Raw genomic sequence first — 23,039 nt, forward strand, 5'->3', positions numbered from 1 at the left:
CACAACATCATGACAGCTCAATGGGGAAGAAATCAGGGATCAACAGGTTGATCTGTGGGAACGAGTGTTCTCGCAGGAGAATCTGATGTTCGCATTGAAACGTGTTGAGCGTAATAAGGGTGCCGCTGGTGTTGACGGTCTGGGAGCGCGTGTATTGCGCGACTGGGTCGGTGAACACTGGGCTGATACTCGTAGGGCGCTTGATGCTGGCACTTATGCGCCGTTGCCGGTGCGTCAGGTGATGATTCCGAAGCCTGATGGTGGTCAACGGATGTTGGGTGTGCCGTCCGTGTTGGATCGTTTGATTCAGCAGGCTCTCGCGCAAGTTCTGTCTCCGGTGTTTGATCCGGGGTTTGTGCCGGTCTCTTATGGATTCCGGCCGGGTAAAAGCGCCCACGATGCGGTGAAGGTCGCCCAAACGGTGATCTCCCAAGGGTATCGGTGGGTTGTTGAGGTTGATCTTGATGCGTTCTTTGATCGGGTGAACCATGACGTGCTGATGTCTAGGGTTGCGCGGAAGGTGAAAGACAAGCGGGTTCTGAAGCTTGTTCGCCGTTATCTTGAAGCGGGGATCATGGCGCAGGGTGTTCGCCGGGAAACAGCGGAGGGAACCCCGCAGGGGTCGCCTTTGTCGCCGTTGCTGTCGAATATTATGCTGGATGATTTTGATCAGGAGTTCTGGTCTCGGGATCATCGCTTTGTGCGGTACGCCGATGACATCAGGATTTTTGTGAGGTCTAAGCGGGCTGCGTCGCGGGTGCTGGAGCAGGCGACGAAAGTCCTTGAACAGCGCCTGAAGCTGAAGGTCAATCGGCACAAGTCCGTGGTCAATCCAGCGAATGTTGCAACTTTGCTGGGCTTCGGATTTTACTTCGTCAGGGGCGGGGTGCAGATTCGGGTTGCTCCGAAGGCGTTCAAACGCATGAAGGATACGATTCGGAGGCTGACTTCCCGTAAGTGGAGTGTGTCGATAGACTACCGCATCGGTCAGCTGAACCGTTATGTTCGGGGTTGGATGGGCTATTTCCGGTTGTCTGCGACACCGAAGAAGTTCTCTGAGCTTGATAAGTGGTTTCGGCATCGGATGCGTCAGATCCGTTGGAAGGAATGGAAGCTTCCGAGGACTCGGGTGGCGAATCTTCGTCGTCTGGGTATCGTCAAGGATCAGGCTTACCAGTGGGGTAATAGCTCGCGTGCTTATTGGCGTGTGGCTGGTTCTCCGATTCTTCAGCGTGCCCTGCCGAATTCCTATTGGGAAGAGTTGGGTGTGTTGCTCTTTCGCCGGGCTTGGGACCGTTTTAAATGACTTGGCGAACCGCCGGATGCGGGCCCGCATGTCCGGATTCTTCTATATCTGTCAAGCCTTGCTCGGTAGCATTTCGGCGGACTCAAGGATCTTGAAGATTCGGCGAGCTAAGAACCGTTTGATGCACCGGCGGATCTCCTTGATTGTCTTGCCTTCCGCGGTACGTTTCTCAACGTAGGCCCTCGTCTCCTCGTCATGGGTCATCCGCACCAATGCAGCAGTATGCAGCGCCTTATTCAGCTTTCGGTCCCCTCTCCGATTGAGCCGGTGGCGCACCGTATTCCCCGAAGACGCAGGGATAGGATTCACTCCCGCCAAGGAGGCGAACGCGGCCTCCGAACGCACTCGGCCGGGATGCGACCAGGCCGCTACGCAGACCGCCGCGACCACCGGCCCAATACCTGTGACGTTAAGCAGTTCCTTGCCTTCGCTGAGCTTGACCAATTCAGACATTTCCGAGGAGTTCTCCTTGATGTCCGTGTCTAGTTCACCGATGCGTCGGGCCAGGCGTACCGCCTCGGCGCGGGCAACCCGTAATTCGATGGTTTCATCCCGGGTGCGCCAGCCCGCCACCTCGAGGATCTGAGCGTTGCTCAAGGGTTTGCGGGCATCGATACCCAGCAGGGTCACACGCAGAAGCGCGGTGAGTGCGTTGACGTATTTCGTGCGTTCTACGGCCAGCATGTCACGGGCTGTGACCAGTACGCGTAATGCGGCGCGGGCCCCGTCGTTCTGCCGTGGAATACGTAACTTTTCGCAGTCCACTGGTAGCGCTGCTGCGGCCATTCTCTGGGCGTCTAGTGGATCAGTTTTGCCCACGCCGCGTCCGGCTTTTGCGTAGCCGCCGGGGGCTTCGGCGACCGTGTAACCGGCGTCGGAGACGGCGCCGGTGAGGATCGCTCCGTAGGAGGCTGTTCCTTCGATCACCCATAGGGTGTTGGCATCTCCACCGGTGCGTCTGTCGACCCAGGCGATGGCTCGTTTGATGCTGGCGCTGGTGGTGGGGAAATCGCGGGTTTCGAGGTGTTCACCACTGTTGGTGATGATGGCGTAGACATGCTTTTTCGCGTGGGTGTCCACGCCGATGATGTAGGAGTATGTTTTGGCGATGCTCTGGGGGAGGATAGTCATGCGGCTCGGTGCTCTCTTCTTTTCACGGACAAGGGTTTCGGCCGTACGGCCGGTACCGGTCCGGGGAGAGGTCACCGTCGGAGCAACACTGTGATGGGTCACGCCCTGTTGGGTGGACAATCTTCTGATCAGGCTACCGGGGTGGGCCGGGTAGGTGCCGGCCGCCCACCACCGAGAGCAGACAATTCCGGACAATGACACCATACGGGTCAGTAGTGTGATGAGTCATGTTCCCGGCAGTGAGAGGCCTGGTTCCTACCTTGCCAGCTGATCCCAGACCAGCCACTACAAGACTCACAGTGGTGTGAGAGGTGGGGGCTAGACACCCCCACCTACTCGATTCCGTTCCGCTGCGGCCCCGAAGAAAATCAGCCTCCCGCCGCCTCCGCGCGAAACTCCAGCGGACTGATCGGCGGGATGGGATCGGTGGGCAACCGCGCATAATTCAACACATCGATCCGCTGGCCATCGATCAGGAACTTGCCGCGCTCGCGTCCTTCGAGAATGAACCCGCAACGCTCGGCGACTATCCTCGACGCCGGATTGTTCACGCGCAAACCCAACTCCAGTCGCTGCAAGCGGTAGCTGGAGAATAACTCCGCCGAGAGGGCGGCCAACGCCCGGCTGCTCAACCCGCGGCCCCGATGCTCCGCGTGCAGCCAATACCAGACCCAGGCGCTCAGGTTCGCCTCATCGATGATCCCGCACACCAGGCCAACGAGCGCAGAATTCTCGACGACGGCCAACGGAACCTGCCGGGCCGGGAATTCGAGCAACATGCGGACATAGGCTTCGGCCTCGGCAAGCGTACTCACCTCGCCTTGCCGGGCCATATCCGGGCTCGAAAGGAAGGCCGCGAGGACTTGCGGTGCATCCGCTAGGCGAAGCGGACGCAAAGATGCCGTCGTTTGCCCAGCGGCGCCGAGCCGCCGGCCGCTGATCTGGGACGACGCAGATTGACCGGTGCCTTGATGAAAGAGCAATTGCCAACCTTGGGCCGAATGAACCCAGAGCGAGGTGCGTTGGCTCAGGTTCTCCGGCTTGGTTCGCCACCGCAGCATCAGCAGCGAATCGCTGAGCCTGCGCACGCGCGGATCATGCACTTCGTCCCTAGTCGATTCAACGACTGGTTCATTGCACAGCTGCTCGATAATCTGCGCGCGAGAATAGCACCTGCCCGAGGCACCAACCTCTTCGAAATCTGCGTGGAGCAGCCGCAATAATGCCTGCCGATCCCGGCGGACGGCAGGCAAGAGCAGTTGCCGTTCGCCATCGATGACAACCTGTGCCAGCCGATGATCGGTAGACAAATCCTCCGGACCACTGAATTCGCTCATGCCAACGAGTAAAACACAGGCAGAAGCACAGGTTGAAGTCATGAAGTTCGCCAAAGTGAGCTGAGGCATGCTTATAATCCAAGTACTCCGCGGGAGCCCAACAGCGATTGGGCTGAGAGGGCCATGTGCCGACCGCTACACCTGATGCGGGTCATGCCGCCGTAGGAAGGAAATGCCTTCGTGCATATAGTCATTGTCGGCGCCGGAATCATCGGGCTTGCCACGGCATTCGAACTGCGCGCCCGCGGCGCCGAAATCACGCTAGTGGATCCGGCGCCTGGGCTAGGAGCCAGCCACGCCGCGGCGGGAATGCTCGCACCGACCGCCGAAACCACCTGGGGACAGGGCGCACTTCACCGCCTGATGGCCACTTCGGCCAAGGAATACCCCGCATTCATTGACCGCGTGGAACAAACCACCGGCAGCAGACCAGCGTACGTAGAAAACTCCACGCTGGTCGTCGCCGCCGAAACCGCGGATATGGACGCACTGCTTGCGCTCATGAAGCTGCAAGCCTCGCTGGGATTCAGCGCCGAGCGGCTGCTGGGCAGCGCGGCACGCAAACTCGAGCCGGCGCTTGCCACCGGCATCGCCGGCGCCATCCGCTGCGCCGAAGACCAGCAACTGGACCCGCGGTCCCTGCTGCGCATCCTGATCGATGAGCTTGACCGGTCGATCGTGCGCGAAACGGCGGTGCGGCTGCTGCGCCAGGGATCACGGACCAGTGGAGTGCTTACCTCAACTGGCCAAGAAATCCATGGCGATCAGGTACTGCTTGCCAACGGGTTGGGCGCGCTAGCAGGTGCGCCGGCTCTGCCATTGCGCCCGGTCTACGGAGACATCCTCAGGCTCCAAGGACCGGTGGGCGCGCCGCTGATCAAGCACACCGTGCGCGGAATCGTGCATCGGCAGCCGGTCTACCTGGTGCCACGCACCGATGGAAGCCTCGTGCTGGGCGCGTCGAGCCGCGAGGACGGCCAAGAGCAGGTGAACGTGGGAGAAATGCACGCCCTGCTGGACAATGCGCGCAGGCTCGTGCCGGGCATCGTCGACACCACCTTGAACGAGGCGATCGTGCGGGCCAGACCGGCGACACCCGATGATCGGCCGCTGCTCGGACGCGTAGATGAGGGACTGGTGGTTTCCACCGGTTATTCGCGCCACGGGGTGCTGCTTACCCCGCTCGGCGCACGGCTGGGGACCGAGCTGCTGCTCGGGAACCCGGCAGATGCACAACAGCTGACCAGCGTTTCACTCGATAGGTTTGGCGCGCAACTCGCCAACAGCACACCATTTTAGGAGCCAGAGAAGATGCAACAGATCGAATTTATCCTCAACACCGAGGCGGCCACCGTGCCGGCGGGAAGCACCGTGCGCGAGCTGCTCGCGGCGCACTTGGGAAAGAGCATCGGAACGGACGGACGGGCCAGCGACGGGTCGCGTTTAGGCGTTGCGGTGGCGGTGGACTCGGCAGTTGTCCCGCGCAGTGGCTGGAATGACTTCGAGCTGAAGCCCGGCCACCGGGTTGAACTCGTCACCGCGGCTCAGGGAGGCTGAAGATGGAAGAGCTAACTCTTGACACCGATGGCTTCGAGGTCGCCGGGGAACGCTTCGACTCCCGGCTGATTCTCGGCACCGGCGGGGCGACCTCGATGCATACCCTCGAGCAGGCCCTGCATGTTTCGGGCACCGCGCTGACCACCGTCGCCATTCGCCATTTCGCCGCGGCCGGTTCCGGATCGGTGTACGAGCTTCTGGCGCGCAACGGGGTGCGCCCGCTGCCCAATACCGCCGGATGCTTCACCGCGCGAGATGCGGTGCTCACCGCCCAGCTGGCGCGCGAAGCGTTGGAAACCGACTGGATCAAGCTCGAGGTGATCGCCGATGAGCATACGCTGCTGCCGGATCCCATCGAATTGTTCGCCGCGGCCGAAGAACTCGTCGCCGACGGTTTTAAGGTGTTCGCCTACACCAACGATGATCCGGCCCTGGCCATGCGGCTCGAACAGCTCGGCGTGGCAGCGGTCATGCCGGCCGGATCCCCGATCGGCTCCGGAATGGGGATCCTGAATCCGCACAACATCTCAACGATTACCGCACGCGCCGGGATTCCGGTGATCCTGGACGCCGGGGTGGGGACCGCCTCGGATGCGGCCAAGGCGATGGAGCTCGGCTGCGATGCGGTGCTGCTCGCCAGTGCGGTGACCCGAGCGCAAAACGCGCCCTTGATGGCCGCCGCGATGCGCGACGCGGTCCGGGCCGGGCGCGCGGCGTTCCTTGCCGGGCGTATTCCGCAACGCGATCTCGCGCTGGCCTCATCTCCGACAGCGGGAATGATGCAAAGACTCGTTGGAGAATTCTGATGTCTACCAAGCCGATGCCGCCGCGCAGCCGTGCACAACTCGCCCGGTACACCCGCCATCTGTCCCTGCCCGGGGTGGGTGTGGAAGGCCAAGAGCGTATCGCGAACGCGAAGGTACTGATCGTGGGCGCTGGGGGATTGGGCAGCCCTATCGCCAGCTACCTGATCGCGGCCGGCGTCGGAGAGCTGAGCGTGATCGATCCGGACACCGTCGAACTCTCGAATCTGCAACGCCAGACCGTGCACCGTGAAACGGACCAGGGCCAGCTTAAGGTTGAATCGGTGCGGCGCCTGGCGGAAGAACTGAACAGCGAAGTTTCTGTGCGGCTCTACGCACAGCGACTGGATCCTGGCAACGCGTTGGAACTTTTTGCCGAACACGATGTGGTGATTGACGGCAGCGACAATTTCGCCACCCGGTACCTGTCAAACGATGCCGCGGAGTTGACCCAGACGCCGCTGGTCTGGGGCACCATCTTCCAATTCTCCGGTCAGGTCTCGGTGTTCGACCCCCGAGTGGGCCCAATGCTCAGGGATATTTTTCCCGACCTCCCGGAAGCGGATTCGGTCCCTTCCTGTGCCGAGGGAGGAGTCTTCGGGGCCCTTTGCGGAGTCATCGGTTCGCTGATGGCCACCGAGGCGCTGAAGCTGATCACCGGCGTCGGAGAACCTTTGAGCGGAAAGCTCTGGCTCTACGACGCGTTGGAGGCAAGCGTTCGCATCTTGACGTTTGCACGAGATCCGGAGCGTGCTCCGGTCACCGGGCTCGGTGAATATACCGTGGCGTCCTGTGCGGTTGCAGGCTCCGCCCAGGAGCTGAACGCAAGTGAATTTGAACTGCTTCGGGCCGCCCGGGAAGTCCTGGTGGTAGATGTTCGCCAGGGGTGGGAACGCGAGCTTGCGGTCATTCCCGGCAGTGTCCACTTCCCGCTGGAAAGACTTGCCAACGAAGGCTGGCGGGAGCTTCAGAGCTTCCCCGCAACCGAGCTGGTTTTCGTGTGCAAAACCGGTGTTCGCTCGCTGCGCGCCGCCACGGAATTGAACCAGTCGCTCCCCGAAGGCAGCGCCCGGGTGCGGAGTTTGCGCGGGGGAACGCTTGGGTGGCTTGCGGAAATCCGCGATGAAATAGTGACTTACTAGCCGGTGCTGACATACTGAGGTTATGCAGCGTTCCACGAAACTAGTGATCAGAGAGCTTGTTCCGGATGATGAAAGGCAGGCTATCGCCGCTCATCACGACTTGCTGGACGATGACTTTGATTTTCTTCCGACGTGGTCCGCACGCCAAAACTGGGAGGCGTACATCGAGCGCATGGCCGAGGGGCGCAGCGGCGAGTTCGTCCCCGAGGGATGGGTGCGCAGCGGACTGTTCGTTGCCGAACTGGACGGACAACTCGTTGGCCGTGTTTCGGTGAGGTACGAACTCAACGATTATCTCAGCGAAGTCGGCGGACACCTGGGCTATGGTGTAGTCCCGAAATTTCGCAGACAGGGAATCGCCACCCAACTGTGCAGATTCGCCCTCGCCGAGCTGGGATCCCACGGTGTCGACTCGGCTTTGGTAACCTGTGATAAGCAGAACGCCGCCTCGCGCGCAACGATTATCGCGTGCGGCGGCCAAATAGATCAAAACCGTCCCTCGGTTGAAGAAAACGGCGGAAATACGAAGCTCCGCTATTGGATTTCAACACGCGGCTAGATCCCGTTAATCAAGTAATTTCTGTATGTTGCGCCACAGATAAACAACGCAATTGCCTCGAGCGCGTAAAATAGTATGTTGGGTCGCCTGTGGCCCCGCCTCCGAGACCCTAAATTCTCTACACGAAGTGAGCCTTCCCGTATGTCAGATACAACTCTCATCCGTCGCGACGACCTGCGCAACGTAGCAATCGTTGCTCACGTTGACCACGGCAAGACCACCTTGGTCAACGCAATGCTCCAGCAGACTGGTGCATTCGACAGCCACGGTGAAACCGAAGATCGCGTGATGGACTCCGGCGAGTTGGAACGCGAGAAGGGCATCACCATTCTTGCTAAGAACACCACGGTGTTCTACAGCGGTCCGGCCGCCGAGGGCAAGAACATGACCATGAACATCATCGACACCCCGGGTCACGCTGACTTCGGTGGCGAGGTCGAGCGCGGCCTTTCCATGGTCGATGGCGTGGTTCTGCTGGTTGACGCTTCCGAAGGTCCACTGCCACAGACCCGTTTCGTGCTTCGCAAGGCCTTGAGCGCCAACCTTCCGGTGATCATCGTCGTGAACAAGACCGACCGCCCGGACTCGCGCATCGAAGGCGTCATCTCCGACTCCATGGATCTGCTGCTGGGTCTGGCCTCGGACTTGGCCGATGAAGCTCCAGATCTGGATCTGGACGCGATCTTGAACGTTCCTGTCGTCTTCGCTTCGGGCAAGGCCGGCTACGCGTCGAAGAACCAGCCAGAAGACGGCACCCTGCCAGACAATGAGGACCTCGAGCCATTGTTCGAGACCATCATCAAGCACGTGCCGGCCCCGACCTACAACGAGGGCGAAGTTCTCCAGGCGCACGTCACCAACCTTGACGCCTCGCCATTCCTTGGCCGTCTTGCCTTGCTGCGTATCTTCAACGGCACCCTGCGCAAAGGCCAGGTCGTCGCCTGGGCCCGCCAGGATGGCACCATGAAGCAGGTCAAGATCACCGAGCTGCTGGCCACCAAGGGCCTGGCCCGCGTTCCGGCCGAAGAAGCCGGTCCGGGCGAGATCGTTGCAGTCGCCGGTATCGAGGACATCATGATCGGTGAAACCCTCACCGACCTTGAGAACCCAAAGCCATTGCCGCTGATCACCGTTGATCCACCGGCCATCTCGATGACCATCGGTATCAACACCTCGCCGCTGGCCGGCAAGGTGAAGGGTGCCAAGGTGACCGCGCGCCAGGTCAAGGACCGCCTGGACAAGGAACTGATCGGTAACGTTTCGTTGAGCGTACTGCCAACCGAGCGTCCGGATGCTTGGGAAGTTCAGGGCCGTGGCGAATTGGCACTGGCAATCCTCGTCGAGCAGATGCGCCGCGAAGGCTTCGAACTGACCGTTGGCAAGCCACAGGTTGTCACCAAGATGATCGACGGCAAGGTCAACGAGCCAATGGAACACATGACCATTGACGTGCCAGAGGAGTACCTCGGCGCAATCACCCAGCTGATGGCTTCGCGCAAGGGCCGGATGACCAACATGGCCAACCACGGCACCGGCTGGGTCCGCATGGAATTCATGGTTCCAGCCCGTGGCCTGATCGGCTTCCGTACGCGCTTCATGACCGAAACCCGCGGCGCCGGCATTGCCGCCTCGTTGGCTGAAGGCTACGAGCCATGGGCCGGTCCGATCGAGTACCGCATCAACGGTTCGATCGTGGCTGACCGCGCTGGCGTGGTCACTCCGTTCGCGATGATCAACCTGCAGGAACGCATGAACTTCTTCGTGCGTCCAACCGAAGAGGTCTACGAGGGCATGATCGTTGGCGAGAACTCGCGCGCCGATGACATGGACGTGAACATCACCAAGGAAAAGAAGCTCACCAACATGCGTGCGGCTTCCTCGGACTCCTTCGAGAACCTGACCCCACCGCGTAACCTGACTCTCGAAGAGTCGCTGGAATTCGCTCGCGAAGACGAGTGCGTTGAGGTGACCCCGGAAGCGATCCGCATCCGCAAGGTGCTGCTGAACGCAAACGACCGTGCCAAGGCAACGCGTGCACGAGCAAAGAGCTAACCAGCCGCTCACCGTCGGCGGCAACCCGGGCGCGCTGCTGCGTGGCCTGGTTGCCGCCGTGGTTGCAGGTTTACTCGGTACGGCAATCCACGCTTCGCTGAGCTACGCGGGCGATATCCCGCTGGTCTGGGGAGTGCTGCTGGCTTGGCTGCTGCTGGGGCTGCTCGTTTACTGGTCTGTGATTGCCTCGGGCAAGCTCTGGGCCGGGGCGGTCGGCTTCATCGGCTGCTACCTGGTCGTCGGCTCGATTTCCTATTTCGGAAACGACACGCTGATCTTGCCGTTGCAGTACCTTCAGTACCTGCCAGGTCCGACCATCGCGTCCCTGTTGTGGATGTATGGGATGATCGTGCCCGCCGTGATCGCGTTAACCGCTGCACTGCGAGTGCTTCGCAAACGCCAGCGTTAAGCCAAAAAATCCCCAGCCAATGGCTGGGGATTTTTTTGCGCAAAAACTACTTATTGCCGGTCACATCGAGGTGGTGGGCCAGGAACAACGAGGTGGCAACGCCGTCAACCTCCGGTTCGCGCATCGCATAGTCTTCGATAACCGCGCGAATGCGGCCCATCATTTCCTTCTGCGTAGCCTCGGATAATTTCAACCCCACGCGGATGACCTGAATTTCCTCGGGCTCCAGCCCGTTGATTTCCTGCAAGAACGTGTCCACAAGCAGGGGAGCGGCATCGGGGATGCGGGTACCCCACGATTGGCGGGTGCTGCGATAGGGGACTTCCTTCGCCCCCCGGTTTCCCCGGCGAGGTTCCTCTGCGCTGAGAAAACCGCTGCTCACCAGCGTGCGTACGTGATGCAACGAGGTAGCCGGGTTCAACTCGAGAATGTCAGCTATTTCCTTGTTGGTGCGAGGCTCATGCAGGCATAGGCGCAGAATTCTAAGCCGCAACGGCGAGCTCAATGCTCGAGCGCGGGCTTGGACATGTTCGTCGGACGGCATATGGCCAGCATACGCGAAATTGGCCCAGTGATTGGTATCTTCAAATCACATGTCGCGAAACCAGCGGTCTGCGGGCGGCGGCGCAACCGCGCAAGGAGTTCCGCGGGGCTCCGTGGAACCTCTGCGGGCCTGTCAACGCGCGGGCTCGCGCGGAGGGGTTACTTCAGGGTTGGCGGACGAGATCGGCGTACCGGTGGCGGCGGAACGCGTTTGGCATGGGTGATATTTTCACGCTCCACCTCGACCGGGCCGCGCCGAGTGCTGATGCGGATCTTGTCCGCATTCACCTCGATGACCTCCCCAAGTACGTCGCTGCTGGCGCGGTTGCCTGTGGCGACAGATGACTCGGTAAGTCGGTAGCGGACCACAATGCGGTCACCGGGAGTAAGATCTTCAAATTTGAGCATATTTTCCGTCATGTAATTGTAAGAAGAATTCACTTTCGCAGTCGCGCAACGAAATGTGAATGGTCGATTACGTCACAGGATGAGTGTGCGAGATCCCTTGCATGGGTATCAGGACTAGACTGTAGCTAGAGCTTACTTGCGGATTCAACGAGCAGTCGTTAAATCCGTGAAACCGAAGTGAAATCTTAAAATTGCGCTAAGAAAGGTCTCAGCACCCGTGACTTACATCATCGCCCAGCCGTGCGTCGACGTTAAAGACAAGGCGTGTGTCGAAGAGTGCCCGGTAGATTGCATTTACGAAGGCGAACGCTCGCTGTACATTCATCCCGATGAGTGCGTCGACTGTGGTGCTTGTGAACCGGTGTGCCCCGTCGAGGCCATCTACTACGAGGACGATGTTCCGGACGAGTGGGCCGACTATTACAAGGCCAATGTCGAGTTTTTCGACGAACTTGGTTCACCCGGTGGCGCCGCTAAGATTGGAAACACAGGAAATGATCACTCGTTGATCAGTGTCCTGCCTCTGCAAAACCAAGGCTAGGTTCCCCCTTTTATGCTTGAGCTCCCCGATTACCCCTGGAACCAGCTCGCACCCTACCGCGAGTTGGCTGCCGAACATCCAGGTGGTGTTGTCGATCTTTCCATCGGCACACCTGTCGATGACACACCACAGGTAATCCAGCAGGCTCTGGCAGAAGCCGCAAATTCCCATGGATACCCGACCACCCACGGAACGCCCGCGGTGCGTCAGGCAATCGTCGACTGGTATGCCCGACGGCGCAACGTCACCGGGCTCGGTATTGACGATGTCATGCCCACCGTTGGTTCCAAAGAGCTGGTGGCCTGGCTCCCGCTCTTGCTCGGCATGGGTGCCGAGGACATCTTGGTGCGTCCGAAGATTGCTTACCCCACTTACGATATCGGTGCTCGCTTGGTTGGAGCCACGGCCATCGCCGCGGACGATTTGAGCGAACTGACCGAGGCGGAACGCGCTCGCGTGAAGCTGGTCTGGGTCAATTCTCCCGGTAACCCCACCGGCAAGGTCCGCGACGTGGAATCGCTGCGCCAATTGGTCGCCGAGGCGCGCGAACTCGGTGCGGTCGTGGCCTCCGACGAATGCTACGCCGAGCTTGGCTGGGATGAGTTCGACGGTCAGGTGCCCAGTGTTCTGGACCCGCGGGTCAACGGTGGAAACCTGGATAATTTACTCTCGCTGTACTCGCTGTCCAAGCAATCGAACCTCGCTGGATACCGGGCCGCATTCGTTGCCGGTGCCCCGAATTTGATGCCCGCGTTGGTCAACAGCCGCAAACATGCCGGCATGATCGTCCCGGGTCCCATTCAGCACGCAATGGTCATCGCCCTGGGTGATGACGCGCATGTGGCCGCGCAGCGTGAACTGTATCGGGCGCGCCGCGAAGCGTTGCGCCCAGCTCTTGAAAACTTCGGGTTGACCATCGAGGATTCGGTGGCCGGACTCTACCTCTGGTGCACCGAGGGCCGCTCCAGCTGGCAGACGCTGCAGCGCCTGGCGGAGCTTGGAATCGTCGCCGGCCCAGGTGCCTTTTACGGAACTGCCGGGCAGTCGCACGTACGTGTGGCGCTGACCGGTTCCGACGAACGGATCGCCACGGCCGTTGAGCGGTTGAATTCATCCGCCGCCCGGTGAAGATGACAGTCTAATTAGCATGAACGGGTCAGTTAGCGGTATGTTCTACCGTGACGACTGACCTTTCGGAACTAAAGCCTTTCCGGTTAGGAGATGCAATGACAGATACTAAATCTGCACAGCTACATTTTGGTGAATCCAGCCTAGAGCTACCGGTTATCCCGGCTGCCGAGGGCAATGATGGTTTTAACGTAGCGCCACTATTGAAGACCACCGGGAACGTAACCTACGATCCCGGCTTCATGAATACCGCGGCCACTAAGTCCGCGATCACCTACATCGACGGCGACGCAGGCATCCTGCGCTACCGCGGTTACCCAATCGAGCAGCTGGCACAGCACTCGAGCTTCACCGAGGTCAGCTACCTGCTGATCAACGGCGAACTGCCTTCGGCGACCGAGCTGGAAACCTTCGATGGTTCCCTGCGCCGCCACACCCTGCTGCACGAAGAGCTCAAGGGCTTCTTCGGCGGCTTCCCCCGCGATGCACACCCCATGCCGGTGCTGTCCTCGGCCGTTTCGGCCCTGTCGACCTGGTACCAGGATTCGCTGGATCCAACCGACGACGTGCAGGTCGAGCGTTCGACCCTGCGCCTGCTGGCAAAGCTGCCGGTACTTGCCGCCTATGCGCACAAGAAGTCCATCGGCCAGGCACTGCTGTACCCGGATAACTCGATGAACATGGTCGAGAACTTCCTGCGCCTGTGCTTCGGTACCGCCGCCGAGCCTTACGAGCTGGACCCAGATGTGGTCAAGGCCCTCGACCTGCTGCTGATCCTGCACGCAGACCACGAGCAGAACTGCTCGACGTCCACCGTGCGCCTGGTCGGCTCCTCGGATGCGAACATGTTCGCCTCGGTCTCCGCAGGCATCCATGCCCTGTCGGGCCCAGCACATGGTGGCGCCAACGAGGCAGTGCTCAAGATGCTGCGCGAGATCCAGTCTTCGGGCATAACTCCTGAGGCCTTCATGGAGAAGGTGAAGAACAAGGAAGACGGCGTACGCCTGATGGGCTTCGGCCACCGCGTGTACAAGAACTACGATCCACGTGCACGCATCATCAAGCAGACCGCACACGATCTGCTGGCCAAGCAGGGCAATAACCAGCTGCTTGACATCGCGATGAAACTGGAAGAAACGGCGCTGAACGATGAATACTTCATCTCACGCAAGCTCTACCCGAACGTGGACTTCTACACCGGCCTGATCTACACCGCGATGGGCTTCCCGGAGAAGATGTTCACCGTGCTCTTCGCCATCGGCCGCCTGCCGGGCTGGATCGCCCAGTGGCGCGAACTGATCAAGGACCCAGAGACCAAGATCGGCCGTCCACGCCAGTTGTACATGGGTGAGACCGAGCGCAACTACCCGGGCGTCTAAACCGCGGATAGACGATTGAGTCTTGGCGAAACGGCCGGGCAAGCACGAAAGTGTTTGCCCGGCCGTTCCCTGTTTTAACGCGGAATTTCGGCGTATCCTAGGGTTCTAGGGCGCAATGATGCGTGGAAAAGTCAGGTGGTGCGCGTGTATTTTCGTCGTGGCAATAATTGGACTTTGGCCATAAATACAAATCCGAGCATGGTGTTGGCACTTTACCTACGCGAGTTGGGCGGGCTGGACCCGACCGAGGTGGGACCGAACTCCGGACTTGCGCCTGGCATCAAGGCACGCGGCAATCGGCAGGTGGCGGCCGGGCAAATCAAGCAGGAATGGTCCTCCTGGTGGGATTCGCTCATTTCCCGGGATCCAACAAGCGACGCCGAAGGCACCGTGGATCTGCTGGCGGACCTAGGCGCCGGCTGCTATCCAGAACTAGCGAAGCTGGCCAGCGCGCACTACGGGCAGGCCACCTTGTACGCTCAGCAGCACCGTGCGAAATTCAGCGAGCAGTCCAAAGACTATATTCCGCAGCGCATGGACGAGGTCGAACGGATTCTCATCGACCACGGGGTAGAACATGCCCAAGAGGTGGAAGAAATGCAGATTCAGGTCATCGACGTGCCGCTCACCGAGCCGCGGGCCTGGCTGATCGGCGGCGCGACGATCGTCGCGAGCACCTCGCTGTTGCGTGACGGGCGGGCCTTTCACGGTTACATCCAACCCATGGTGACCATCATCTTCCCCTGAGCACTGCACGGATAAAGGTCGAGGGACGCACCAGCCGGTGCGTCCCTCGACCTTTTGCATTGGGAGAACTAGTTGGCGTGCAACGCGCTGTTCAGCTCGACCTGCTGTCCGGCGCGGGCCAGTGCCTCCACGGCGCCGCTGACCGAATTGCGGCGGAAGAGCAGGTTCGGGACACCGGAGAGCTCCAGGGCCTTGACCGACTTCGCACCGAGCTGCACCCGGGTGCCAGCGGTAACGTAAAGCCCTGCTTCGACCACGCAGTCATCTCCGATGGAGATGCCCACCCCCGCATTGGCTCCCAGCAGGACGCGCTCGCCAATGGTGATGCGTTCCTTGCCGCCGCCGGAGAGCGTGCCCATGATCGAGGCGCCGCCGCCGACATCGGAGCCGTCGCCGACAACCACGGAGGCCGAGATGCGCCCTTCGACCATCGAAGCGCCCAGGGTGCCGGCATTGAAGTTCACGAAGCCCTCGTGCATCACCGTGGTGCCTTCGGCCAGGTGCGCGCCGAGGCGGACACGGTCCGCATCGGCGATCCGCACGCCGGTGGGCAACACGTAGTCGACCATGCGCGGGAACTTGTCGACGCCGAAGACATCGACGTTGCCGCGGGCACGCAGTTTCAGTCGGGTCATTTCGAATCCCGCCACCTGGCAAGGGCCGAAGTTGGTCCACACCACGTTGGCCAGGTGTCCGAACACGCCGTCGAGGTTGATCGAGTTCGGGGTGACCAGGCGGTGCGAAAGCAGGTGCAGGCGCAGCCACACATCGGCGGTGTCGGCAGGCGCCACATCGAGGTCGATGGTCAGCGAAATGACCTTCTGCGTGGTGCCACGCTGGGCGTCGTCGAGTGCGGCGGCGGAAAGTTCGCCGGAAAGTTCTGGAGCCTCGGCGAGCACACCGAGAACGGGGGCCGGGTACCAGACGTCAAGTACGGTGCCATCGGTCGCGATGGTGGCCAAACCATGACCGGAGGCCAAACGTACTGAGGAGTCAAAAGAAGTTGCTGCAGGTTCAAAAGTCATTCTCTGATCGTAGCGTTTGCACTGCGAGTAATGTTGATAAATGACAGCGGTATGAACTCAAAAAGTGTAGAACGATGGGTATTGTGAACGAATTAGACCTTCGAGAAGACGTCGCCAGCTTGACCGAACGGATCATGAATATCGAATCCGTCTCCGGAAACGAAAAGGCGTTGGCAGATGCGGTCCATCAAGCGTTGTTGGCGCTGGAGCACCTGGAGGTGCATCGGGACGGGGACTCCATCGTGGCGCGCACTCGGCTCGGTCGCGAGCGACGGGTGGTGCTGGCCGGGCACCTGGATACGGTGCCGTTGCCGCATACCCAAGGAGCGCGCGGCACGGTGCCGGCCACGGTGGTCGACGGGGTGCTCTACGGCCGCGGGGCGACGGATATGAAAGGCGGGGTCGCGGTCCAGCTGGCTCTGGCCGCCGAACTGACCGATCCACGCTATGACGTCACCTACATCTTCTACGACCACGAAGAGGTCGCCGCGGCGAAATCCGGATTGGGACGTCTGGCCCGGAATGCGCCAGAGCTGCTGACCGCCGACTTTGCGATTCTGCTTGAACCGACCAACGGCACGGTGGAGGGCGGCTGCAATGGCACAAGCCGTTTCCTGGTGCGAACCACCGGCGCCGCGGCGCATTCGGCTCGCGCCTGGATGGGGGAGAACGCCATCCACAAGGCCGCTCCGATCCTGGCACGCTTGGCAGCCTACGAGCCGCAGACCGTCGATGTCGAAGGCCTGGCCTACCGGGAATCGATGAACGCGGTACGGATCTCCGGTGGCATCGCCGGGAACGTGATTCCGGATTATTGCGAGGTGGAGGTCAACTACCGCTTCGCCCCGGATAAGGACCTGGCCCAGGCCGAAGCGGCCGTGCGCTCGCTGTTCGAGGGATTTGAGGTCGAACGCACCGATGGTGCCGAAGGCGCCCGCCCGGGCCTGGACCAAGCCATTGCGGCCTCGCTGGTCGAGATCCTCGGGCAGGAGCCCAAGCCGAAATACGGTTGGACCGATGTGTCGCGTTTTTCTGCGCTGGGAATCTCGGCGGTGAACTTTGGCCCGGGCGACGCCTTGCTGGCCCACACCGATGGCGAGCATGTCACGCAGCAGGCGATCCGCGATTGCCGCAACACCCTGCGTGCCTGGTTGAGCGAAACCAAATAGTAGCCGGACCCTTGGACCCGGGGGTTAAAACAGCAGTTGCCTCCCCAAAAGGAGAGGCAACTGCTGGCGAGGAGCAATCCGACTAGCTCCGAGGATTCGGTTCGTCCTCGGCGTTCGGAGTTGGTTCCACCGGCAATACCGAGGGAGCTCCGACAACTGCAGCCTGCGGCGCCTGGCCGCCGGTCTTGTCCTTCTTCTCCCTGCTGCCCAGACGGCGCGAGACGATCTCGGCAATCTTGCCCAGGGTGAAGTTGATCAGGATGAAGATCGCCGCGGCAACGATCAGTGCCTGCAGGACGTTGCCGTTGGGAGACGAGTAGGTGCGTGCGAAGAACAGCAGCTCGTTGAAGCTGATGATGTAGCCCAGGGCCGAGTCCTTCAAGATGACGATGAACTGCCCGATCAGGGCCGGCAGCATGGCCACCAACGCCTGGGGGATTTCAATGAACCGCAATGACTGCCCGCGGGTCAGGCCGATCGCAATGCCTGCCTCGCGTTGCCCCTTGGGCAGGTTATGCACGCCGGAGCGCACCAGCTCGGCGACCACCGAACCGTTGTAGAACACCAGTGCGGCGACCACAGCCCACAGCGCGGTATCTCCTGGCAGCTGCAGGGAACGGGAGAAGAACACGTTGAAGAACACGATCATCAGCAGCACCGGCACGGCGCGGAAGAATTCCACGACAACGGTGCTGAATCCGTTGATGAGCTTGTTCTGCGAAAGCCGTCCGACGCCGAAGATCAGGCCGAAGATCACCGAGCCGACGATGCCCAGCACGGCGGCCTTGAGCGTGTTCAGCAGACCCGGCAGCAGATAGTTAGCCCAGGTGCTGCCTTCGATGAAGTCATCCCATTGGGAAGGCTGCATCTGGTCCTTGTTGGCCAGCCCGAAGATGATCCAAGCCAGGAGTCCGGCTGCAATCAGCGCGCCGACGACGTTGATGGCCAGGATGTTTCGCCGGGCCTTAGGACCCGGGGTGTCAAAGAGAATCGAGGCGCTCATCGTGCCACCGCCAGTTTCTTGGAGAGCCAGGTTGTTAGCAGACCCACCGGGATCACGATGATCACAAAGCCGACGGCGAAGGTCAGGAAGATCGGGATCACGATGTCCGCGCGGAATTCGATCATGGTCTTCATGGTCGAGGAGGCCTCGGTTGCCACCGAGCCGACGGCTGCTACGGTCGAGTTCTTAATCAGCGCGATCAAGGTGTTGCCCAACGGGACGATTGCGCCGCGGAAGGCCTGCGGCAAGATGACCTCGCGGGCCGCAGGCAAGAAGCTCAGCCCTATGGCGCGAGCGGCCTCGGCCTGCCCCAGCGGCACGGTGTTCACGCCCGAGCGGATGGCCTCGCAGACGAATGCTGCGTGGTAGAGGGCAAGTCCCATGACCGCCAAGCGGAAGAAGTTCCCCTGGAAATCTCCACCCAGGTTGAAGCCCAATTGCCCGTAAAGCGCCAGCACTCCGAAAAGGATGATGATCGTCAGCGGAGTGTTCCTGATGAGGTTCACATAGCTGGCGCCTATCGCACGGAAGCTGGCGACCGGTGAAATGCGAAGGAGCGCAAGTACCGTGCCTAGGAGCAGGGCGCCCAGAGCGGCCCAGAAAGTTAGTTGGATGTTGACCCAGAATGCTCCGGGTACGTCGTATTCAGTGAATATCGATAGATAGTTGTCCACTGCAAGCCTCTATCTCGATGGCCGCACCTGCGGCCAAGCGGCTATGGGTGTGGTGCCCGCTGCACGGGGCACCGCGAAACATGAAGGTGTGCAAAGGGGCCAAGGGCAATGCGCTTGGCCCCTTTGCTACGGATGCTGCTAAGCGCAGGTATCCGAGAGTTCCGGTGGGTTGGTTTCCGAGTTCGGCGTGTAGCCGGTGCCCTCGGTGTTTGCCGTCAAGGCTTCTTCCCAGGCGCCGGATTCGATCATCTTGGTGATCGCCGCGTTGATGTCGCCGCACTTGTCGGTTCCGTCGGGAAGGCCCACTCCGTAGTTTTCCTCGGAGAACGGTGCACCGGCAACCTTGAACTTGCCCTGGTAGGCAGGCTGGGCCGCCAAACCGGCGAGGATGATGTCATCGGTGGTCACCGCGTCGATGGTGCCGCCGCCCATCTGGGTCACGCATTCTGCGTAGCCCGGAAGCTCCTGCAGGTTGGTGTTCTCGGCGTAGTTGTCCTTCACCTTCTGGGCCGAGGTGGAACCGGTGACCGAGCACAGGTTCTTGCCGTTGAGGTCTTCGGGGCTGGCGATATCCGAATCGGTGGCCACCAGCAGATCCTGGCCTGCAACGAAGTATGGTCCGGCGAAGTCGACAACCTTATTGCGTTCCTCGGTGATCGAGTAGGTTGCGAAGATCATGTCGACCTGGTCATTCTGGAGCATGGTTTCGCGGTTCGCCGAAGGGGCCGAAACCCATTCGATGTTCTCCTCGGCGTAGCCCAGCTCGTTGGCAACGTACTTGGCAACATCTACGTCGAATCCGGTGTAGTTGTTGCCGTCTTTGAAGCCGAGGCCCGGCTGGTCGAACTTGATGCCGATGCGGATGCTCTCGGCATCGCCTTCGCCGCTCCCGCCGCCACATGAAGTGAGGGCCAAAGCCGCCACGGCTGCCATTGCAGCGACAGCGCCTAAACGATTCTTACGCATGATTCCTCCTGAATACAGAATGCGGTGATGGAATTAGTGGTTGGTAATGAGCTTGCCCAGGAAGTCCTTGGCACGGTCGCTCTGCGGGTTGGTGAAGAACTCGTGCGGAGTGGCCTGCTCGACGATCTGCCCGTCGGCCATGAAAATCACTCGGTCGGCGGCCTTGCGGGCGAAGCCCATCTCGTGGGTCACCACCAGCATGGTCATGCCTTCCTTGGCCAACCCGACCATGGTGTCTAGCACCTCATTGATCATTTCCGGGTCCAGCGCACTGGTCGGCTCGTCAAACAACATGACCTTCGGCCTCATGGCCAGCGCACGGGCAATTGCCACGCGCTGCTGCTGGCCGCCCGAGAGCTGAGCCGGCAATTTGCCGGCCTGGTTGGCGACGCCCACGCGCTCCAAGAGCTGCATGGCGAGCTTGTCCGCCGCGGCCTTCTTCAGACCCTTGACCTTGATCGGGCCGAGAGTCACGTTCTCCAGGATGGATTTGTGCGCGAAGAGGTTGAAGGACTGGAAAACCATTCCCACATCGGCGCGAAGCGTCGCCAGCGCCTTGCCCTCCTCGGGCAGGACCTTGCCATCGATGCTGATTTTGCCGTCGTCAATCGTCTCCAGACGATTAATGGCGCGGCAGAGCGTCGACTTGCCCGAACCGGAAGGTCCGAGAATGACTACAACCTCACCCTTCGTGACCTGAAGATTGATGTCGTTCAGTACATGGAGTGCCCCATAATGCTTGTTGACCCCAGTCAATTCAACGATGGGGCCGTCAGAAGAAGCTTGAGCTTGCTGATCGCTTTTCATAATCTAGACATTACTTCATGTGACGCACATAATGCGAGGCTACGAATGCGTCACAAAAAGTTGTTATCAAACTGTTCCGTAATCGTGCATCGGGCAATGCGCTGGATGCTGGGTGGTTACCGATAGAGTGAGGTCATGGTCCATAAGCGTAAAAGCGAAGAAAATGCGCATGCAGGGCGCAAGGTCCACGTTGAAGCGAGCTGGCCAAACAAAGAGCCAGCCGAGCAACTTGACCGCTATCTGCTGGAGAGTCCGCAGGAAGACGTCACGCATAGCGATGTGTGGCGCGTGCTGCGCATCCAATCGGAATTCGTCTCTGGATTCGGTTCGTTGGCAGGGCTGGGACCAGCGGTGTCGGTCTTCGGTTCGGCGCGCACCGATCCGGACAGCCTGTACTACAAGCAGGCTTATCGCATCGGGCAACGGCTAGCCCAGTCCGGGGTAATCACCATCACCGGTGGCGGCCCGGGCGCGATGGAGGCTGCCAACAAGGGTGCCAGCGATGCGGAAGGCTCCTCGGTGGGGCTGGGGATCGAACTGCCCTTCGAAACCGGGCTGAATTCCTGGGTGAACCGCGGCATCAACTTCCGCTATTTCTTCGTGCGCAAAACCATGTTCGTCAAGTACTCGCAAGGATTCATCGTGCTGCCCGGCGGTTTTGGCACCTTGGACGAGCTTTTCGAGGCATTGACCTTGGTGCAGACGCAGAAGATCACAGGATTCCCCATTGTCTTGGTTGGCACCGAATATTGGGGTGGGCTGGTGGACTGGCTGACGGATGTGGTTGCCAAGGAACGCGCCATTTCACCAAAGGACCTGGATCTCTTCCACCTCACCGACGATCCCGACGAAGCCGTGGACATCGTGTTGCGTAATATGGTGGAGGACCTGGACAAGAAGCAATCGAGCCGGAGCTAGCCATGCCATTTTTTCTCATAGCACTGGCAATCCTGGCCGTGGGCGGCGTGGCGTTGCTGATTTCAAGCCAACGGAAATCGGTTCCGGCCGGCCGGCATTTCGAATCCACGAGCGAGCCAATTGTGGGGCTCGTGGAGCATGAAGCGTCGTTGCCGCCGGTGTTGTTGCCGGAGCATCCGCGCGCCAACGATATTGACTCCGTGAAGTTCTCGCTGGGGCTGCGCGGCTACCGCTGCGATCAAGTAGACGACACCCTTGATGTGCTGGCTGCCGAGATCACCCGACTGGAAAATACAATTCGTGACATGGAGTCCCGGCGTGTGATTAGCGACACGACGCAAAATTAGCAATAATAGAAGATAAGTGTCCCTTATCAGCGACGAATCATCGCAGAAGGTGGACTTAGACATTGGGTTGTGCGCAAGGCAAAAAATGTTGCGCGCGTTAGCCACGGACGAAGGGAACAGCTCATATGGCTGCGATGAAGCCACGTACCGGTGACGGGCCGATGGAAGTCACCAAAGAGGGTCGAAGCCTGATTTTGAGACTGCCAATCGACGGCGGAGGTCGTCTGGTGGTGGAGCTGAACAGTGCGGAAGCAACTGAACTGCGTAACTGTCTAGTTGGGGTCACCGAATAATTCTTTAGCAAACCGAGGGCCGGCAAGATGCCGGCCCTCGGTTTTTCTACCCGCCGAACGCCCCGCTAGCGCGCTTTAGGTGCGGGCAGCACCGTGGCCACGAACAATCCCTGCTCGCTGGGGAAAAGGTGGGTCTGCAGCTTCGGGTCCTCGCGCAGCAGGCGCAGCGCATCGCGGGTGGCGACGGTGGAGGCGCGGCGTACCGCGGGACGCGCGAGGCGGTGCTCATCGAATGCGTTATTCAGCACGATCACCCCGCCCGGACCCACCAGGCGCTTGGCCTCGGCCACGTAGTCCAGCAGCAGTTCCGCGCTGGCATCGATGAGCACCAGGTCATAGGCGTGGTCGGCCAAGCGGGAGAGCACGCTTTCGGCGCGCTCGTTGATGATGCGCACGCGCGCCGAGAGGATTCCGGCTTCGCGCAGGCCCTGGCGCATGGCGTTGGCATGCTCCAGATCCGATTCGATGGCCGTCAGCGTCCCCGTGGCGCCCATGGCTTCGAGCATCGCCATGGAGGCGACACCCACTCCGGAGCCGATCTCGACGATGCTGTGCGGGGCGCGCAGGGTGCAGAGCAGGGCGAGCATCGAGCGCCCGGCCGGATCGATGCATCGAACACCAAGATCCGCGGCCCGTTCGCGTGCGGCAAGCACATGATCGCGCTCGGGCAGCTGGTTTTGGCTGAAGCCCCAGCTGGCGAGGAGTTCTGGATTCATCGAAGGCATGAGTGTGAGGTCCTTGGGGTTGTCTGTCGGGTGGTCCGGAGACCATCGTACCTACCGAGTTGGGCCGATC

Annotated in this window: 26 protein-coding genes and 1 riboswitch; of the genes, 16 read left to right on the forward strand and 10 right to left on the reverse strand. The window is 60.7% G+C overall.

Annotation, left to right across the window (positions count from 1 at the left end):
• The first annotated feature begins 85 nt into the window (after positions 1-85).
• Positions 86-1,306 carry a group II intron reverse transcriptase/maturase gene (gene ltrA, locus CIK76_RS06155; RefSeq protein ID WP_255248369.1) on the forward strand — a complete coding sequence of 407 codons (1,221 nt, stop codon included), beginning with the start codon at positions 86-88 and terminating at the stop codon, positions 1,304-1,306.
• 51 nt (positions 1,307-1,357) lie between these two features.
• Here ltrA and CIK76_RS06160 read toward each other — a convergent pair whose 3' ends face one another.
• Together CIK76_RS06160 and CIK76_RS06165 are read right to left on the reverse strand one after the other, a co-directional pair.
• Complete coding sequence (locus tag CIK76_RS06160; RefSeq protein ID WP_096284510.1) at positions 1,358-2,437, reverse strand: IS110 family transposase; 1,080 nt, start codon at positions 2,435-2,437, stop codon at positions 1,358-1,360.
• A 368-nt stretch (positions 2,438-2,805) separates the two neighbouring features.
• The gene (locus CIK76_RS06165) at positions 2,806-3,774 is read right to left on the reverse strand and encodes a GNAT family N-acetyltransferase (RefSeq protein WP_217990351.1); all 969 of its coding nucleotides are present in this window, start codon (positions 3,772-3,774) and stop codon (positions 2,806-2,808) included.
• 79 nt (positions 3,775-3,853) lie between these two features.
• A riboswitch (TPP riboswitch) is annotated at positions 3,854-3,959 on the forward strand.
• On the opposite strand from CIK76_RS06165, the gene thiO reads away from it, so the two are divergent.
• The 7 genes from thiO to CIK76_RS06200 all read left to right on the forward strand — a co-directional run bounded on the left by thiO (position 3,955) and on the right by CIK76_RS06200 (position 10,296).
• Entirely contained in the window at positions 3,955-5,073 is a 1,119-nt protein-coding gene (gene thiO / locus CIK76_RS06170) for a glycine oxidase ThiO (RefSeq protein ID WP_096284512.1), read from the forward strand. (Overlaps the previous riboswitch by 5 nt.)
• A 12-nt stretch (positions 5,074-5,085) precedes the next feature.
• A complete protein-coding gene (gene thiS / locus CIK76_RS06175) occupies positions 5,086-5,331 on the forward strand; it encodes a sulfur carrier protein ThiS (RefSeq protein ID WP_096284514.1) in 246 nt (81 codons plus the stop codon).
• A gap of 2 nt (positions 5,332-5,333) precedes the next feature.
• Positions 5,334-6,137: a thiazole synthase gene (locus tag CIK76_RS06180; RefSeq protein ID WP_096284517.1), complete on the forward strand. Its 804-nt coding sequence runs from the start codon at positions 5,334-5,336 to the stop codon at positions 6,135-6,137.
• Entirely contained in the window at positions 6,137-7,276 is a 1,140-nt protein-coding gene (locus CIK76_RS06185; RefSeq protein WP_096284519.1) for a ThiF family adenylyltransferase, read from the forward strand. Before CIK76_RS06180 ends, CIK76_RS06185 begins: the two co-directional genes overlap by 1 nt.
• A gap of 22 nt (positions 7,277-7,298) precedes the next feature.
• Positions 7,299-7,835, forward strand: a complete 537-nt coding sequence (locus CIK76_RS06190) for a GNAT family N-acetyltransferase (RefSeq protein WP_096284521.1) — start codon at positions 7,299-7,301, stop codon at positions 7,833-7,835.
• Positions 7,836-7,976: 141 nt separating this feature from the next.
• Entirely contained in the window at positions 7,977-9,887 is a 1,911-nt protein-coding gene (typA, locus tag CIK76_RS06195) for a translational GTPase TypA (RefSeq protein WP_096284523.1), read from the forward strand.
• On the forward strand, positions 9,868-10,296 hold the full coding sequence (locus tag CIK76_RS06200; protein ID WP_096284526.1) for a hypothetical protein: 429 nt from the start codon (positions 9,868-9,870) through the stop codon (positions 10,294-10,296). Before typA ends, CIK76_RS06200 begins: the two co-directional genes overlap by 20 nt.
• 46 nt (positions 10,297-10,342) lie before the next feature.
• Here the strand turns inward: CIK76_RS06200 and CIK76_RS06205 are convergent, their stop codons facing one another.
• Both CIK76_RS06205 and CIK76_RS06210 read right to left on the reverse strand, forming a co-directional pair.
• Positions 10,343-10,840, reverse strand: a complete 498-nt coding sequence (locus tag CIK76_RS06205) for a helix-turn-helix domain-containing protein (RefSeq protein ID WP_096284528.1) — start codon at positions 10,838-10,840, stop codon at positions 10,343-10,345.
• A gap of 158 nt (positions 10,841-10,998) precedes the next feature.
• The gene (locus CIK76_RS06210) at positions 10,999-11,259 is read right to left on the reverse strand and encodes a hypothetical protein (RefSeq protein ID WP_105568841.1); all 261 of its coding nucleotides are present in this window, start codon (positions 11,257-11,259) and stop codon (positions 10,999-11,001) included.
• A gap of 205 nt (positions 11,260-11,464) precedes the next feature.
• Here CIK76_RS06210 and fdxA point away from each other — a divergent pair, with 205 nt between their 5' ends.
• From fdxA to CIK76_RS06230, 4 genes are all read left to right on the forward strand, one after another.
• Positions 11,465-11,788, forward strand: coding sequence for a ferredoxin (gene fdxA, locus CIK76_RS06215; RefSeq protein WP_096284532.1), 324 nt, complete (start codon positions 11,465-11,467; stop codon positions 11,786-11,788).
• A gap of 12 nt (positions 11,789-11,800) precedes the next feature.
• Positions 11,801-12,916: a succinyldiaminopimelate transaminase gene (dapC, locus tag CIK76_RS06220; protein ID WP_096284534.1), complete on the forward strand. Its 1,116-nt coding sequence runs from the start codon at positions 11,801-11,803 to the stop codon at positions 12,914-12,916.
• Between the two features lie 98 nt (positions 12,917-13,014).
• A complete protein-coding gene (locus CIK76_RS06225) occupies positions 13,015-14,295 on the forward strand; it encodes a citrate synthase (protein ID WP_096284536.1) in 1,281 nt (426 codons plus the stop codon).
• Positions 14,296-14,493: 198 nt separating this feature from the next.
• A complete protein-coding gene (locus CIK76_RS06230; protein WP_096284538.1) occupies positions 14,494-15,042 on the forward strand; it encodes a hypothetical protein in 549 nt (182 codons plus the stop codon).
• A 68-nt stretch (positions 15,043-15,110) separates the two neighbouring features.
• Here the strand turns inward: CIK76_RS06230 and dapD are convergent, their stop codons facing one another.
• Complete coding sequence (dapD, locus tag CIK76_RS06235; RefSeq protein ID WP_096284540.1) at positions 15,111-16,067, reverse strand: 2,3,4,5-tetrahydropyridine-2,6-dicarboxylate N-succinyltransferase; 957 nt, start codon at positions 16,065-16,067, stop codon at positions 15,111-15,113.
• An 83-nt stretch (positions 16,068-16,150) separates the two neighbouring features.
• Between dapD and dapE the strand changes: the two genes are divergently transcribed.
• Positions 16,151-17,236, forward strand: coding sequence for a succinyl-diaminopimelate desuccinylase (gene dapE / locus CIK76_RS06240; protein WP_255248370.1), 1,086 nt, complete (start codon positions 16,151-16,153; stop codon positions 17,234-17,236).
• Between the two features lie 82 nt (positions 17,237-17,318).
• On the opposite strand, the gene CIK76_RS06245 is transcribed toward dapE, so the two are convergent.
• From CIK76_RS06245 to CIK76_RS06260, 4 genes are all read right to left on the reverse strand, one after another.
• Positions 17,319-18,239, reverse strand: coding sequence for an amino acid ABC transporter permease (locus tag CIK76_RS06245; RefSeq protein WP_096284544.1), 921 nt, complete (start codon positions 18,237-18,239; stop codon positions 17,319-17,321).
• Positions 18,236-18,913 carry an ABC transporter permease subunit gene (locus tag CIK76_RS06250; protein ID WP_096284546.1) on the reverse strand — a complete coding sequence of 226 codons (678 nt, stop codon included), beginning with the start codon at positions 18,911-18,913 and terminating at the stop codon, positions 18,236-18,238. Before CIK76_RS06250 ends, CIK76_RS06245 begins: the two co-directional genes overlap by 4 nt.
• A 138-nt stretch (positions 18,914-19,051) precedes the next feature.
• Complete coding sequence (locus CIK76_RS06255) at positions 19,052-19,879, reverse strand: glutamate ABC transporter substrate-binding protein (RefSeq protein WP_096284548.1); 828 nt, start codon at positions 19,877-19,879, stop codon at positions 19,052-19,054.
• Between the two features lie 33 nt (positions 19,880-19,912).
• Entirely contained in the window at positions 19,913-20,644 is a 732-nt protein-coding gene (locus tag CIK76_RS06260) for an amino acid ABC transporter ATP-binding protein (protein ID WP_217990352.1), read from the reverse strand.
• 177 nt (positions 20,645-20,821) lie between these two features.
• Here CIK76_RS06260 and CIK76_RS06265 point away from each other — a divergent pair, with 177 nt between their 5' ends.
• The 3 genes from CIK76_RS06265 to CIK76_RS06275 all read left to right on the forward strand — a co-directional run bounded on the left by CIK76_RS06265 (position 20,822) and on the right by CIK76_RS06275 (position 22,244).
• Complete coding sequence (locus tag CIK76_RS06265) at positions 20,822-21,604, forward strand: TIGR00730 family Rossman fold protein (protein ID WP_096284552.1); 783 nt, start codon at positions 20,822-20,824, stop codon at positions 21,602-21,604.
• 2 nt (positions 21,605-21,606) lie between these two features.
• Entirely contained in the window at positions 21,607-21,951 is a 345-nt protein-coding gene (locus CIK76_RS06270) for a DivIVA domain-containing protein (protein ID WP_096284554.1), read from the forward strand.
• Positions 21,952-22,076: 125 nt separating this feature from the next.
• Complete coding sequence (locus CIK76_RS06275) at positions 22,077-22,244, forward strand: DUF3117 domain-containing protein (RefSeq protein WP_096284556.1); 168 nt, start codon at positions 22,077-22,079, stop codon at positions 22,242-22,244.
• Positions 22,245-22,309: 65 nt separating this feature from the next.
• Here the strand turns inward: CIK76_RS06275 and CIK76_RS06280 are convergent, their stop codons facing one another.
• Entirely contained in the window at positions 22,310-22,969 is a 660-nt protein-coding gene (locus CIK76_RS06280; protein WP_096284558.1) for a class I SAM-dependent methyltransferase, read from the reverse strand.
• Positions 22,970-23,039: the final 70 nt, after the last annotated feature.

This window comes from Glutamicibacter sp. BW80, from assembly GCF_002332385.1.
Classification (GTDB): domain Bacteria; phylum Actinomycetota; class Actinomycetes; order Actinomycetales; family Micrococcaceae; genus Glutamicibacter.

Coding starts and splice junctions, on each gene's coding strand:
- ltrA (WP_255248369.1), top strand. CDS start 86: ATGTTCGCATTGAAACGTGTTGAGCGTAATAAGGGTGCCGCTGGTGTT.
- CIK76_RS06160 (WP_096284510.1), bottom strand. CDS start 2,437: ATGACTATCCTCCCCCAGAGCATCGCCAAAACATACTCCTACATCATC.
- CIK76_RS06165 (WP_217990351.1), bottom strand. CDS start 3,774: ATGAGCGAATTCAGTGGTCCGGAGGATTTGTCTACCGATCATCGGCTG.
- thiS (WP_096284514.1), top strand. CDS start 5,086: ATGCAACAGATCGAATTTATCCTCAACACCGAGGCGGCCACCGTGCCG.
- CIK76_RS06180 (WP_096284517.1), top strand. CDS start 5,334: ATGGAAGAGCTAACTCTTGACACCGATGGCTTCGAGGTCGCCGGGGAA.
- CIK76_RS06185 (WP_096284519.1), top strand. CDS start 6,137: ATGTCTACCAAGCCGATGCCGCCGCGCAGCCGTGCACAACTCGCCCGG.
- CIK76_RS06190 (WP_096284521.1), top strand. CDS start 7,299: ATGCAGCGTTCCACGAAACTAGTGATCAGAGAGCTTGTTCCGGATGAT.
- typA (WP_096284523.1), top strand. CDS start 7,977: ATGTCAGATACAACTCTCATCCGTCGCGACGACCTGCGCAACGTAGCA.
- CIK76_RS06205 (WP_096284528.1), bottom strand. CDS start 10,840: ATGCCGTCCGACGAACATGTCCAAGCCCGCGCTCGAGCATTGAGCTCG.
- CIK76_RS06210 (WP_105568841.1), bottom strand. CDS start 11,259: ATGACGGAAAATATGCTCAAATTTGAAGATCTTACTCCCGGTGACCGC.
- dapC (WP_096284534.1), top strand. CDS start 11,801: ATGCTTGAGCTCCCCGATTACCCCTGGAACCAGCTCGCACCCTACCGC.
- CIK76_RS06225 (WP_096284536.1), top strand. CDS start 13,015: ATGACAGATACTAAATCTGCACAGCTACATTTTGGTGAATCCAGCCTA.
- CIK76_RS06230 (WP_096284538.1), top strand. CDS start 14,494: ATGGTGTTGGCACTTTACCTACGCGAGTTGGGCGGGCTGGACCCGACC.
- dapD (WP_096284540.1), bottom strand. CDS start 16,067: ATGACTTTTGAACCTGCAGCAACTTCTTTTGACTCCTCAGTACGTTTG.
- CIK76_RS06245 (WP_096284544.1), bottom strand. CDS start 18,239: ATGAGCGCCTCGATTCTCTTTGACACCCCGGGTCCTAAGGCCCGGCGA.
- CIK76_RS06255 (WP_096284548.1), bottom strand. CDS start 19,879: ATGCGTAAGAATCGTTTAGGCGCTGTCGCTGCAATGGCAGCCGTGGCG.
- CIK76_RS06265 (WP_096284552.1), top strand. CDS start 20,822: ATGGTCCATAAGCGTAAAAGCGAAGAAAATGCGCATGCAGGGCGCAAG.
- CIK76_RS06270 (WP_096284554.1), top strand. CDS start 21,607: ATGCCATTTTTTCTCATAGCACTGGCAATCCTGGCCGTGGGCGGCGTG.
- CIK76_RS06275 (WP_096284556.1), top strand. CDS start 22,077: ATGGCTGCGATGAAGCCACGTACCGGTGACGGGCCGATGGAAGTCACC.
- CIK76_RS06280 (WP_096284558.1), bottom strand. CDS start 22,969: ATGCCTTCGATGAATCCAGAACTCCTCGCCAGCTGGGGCTTCAGCCAA.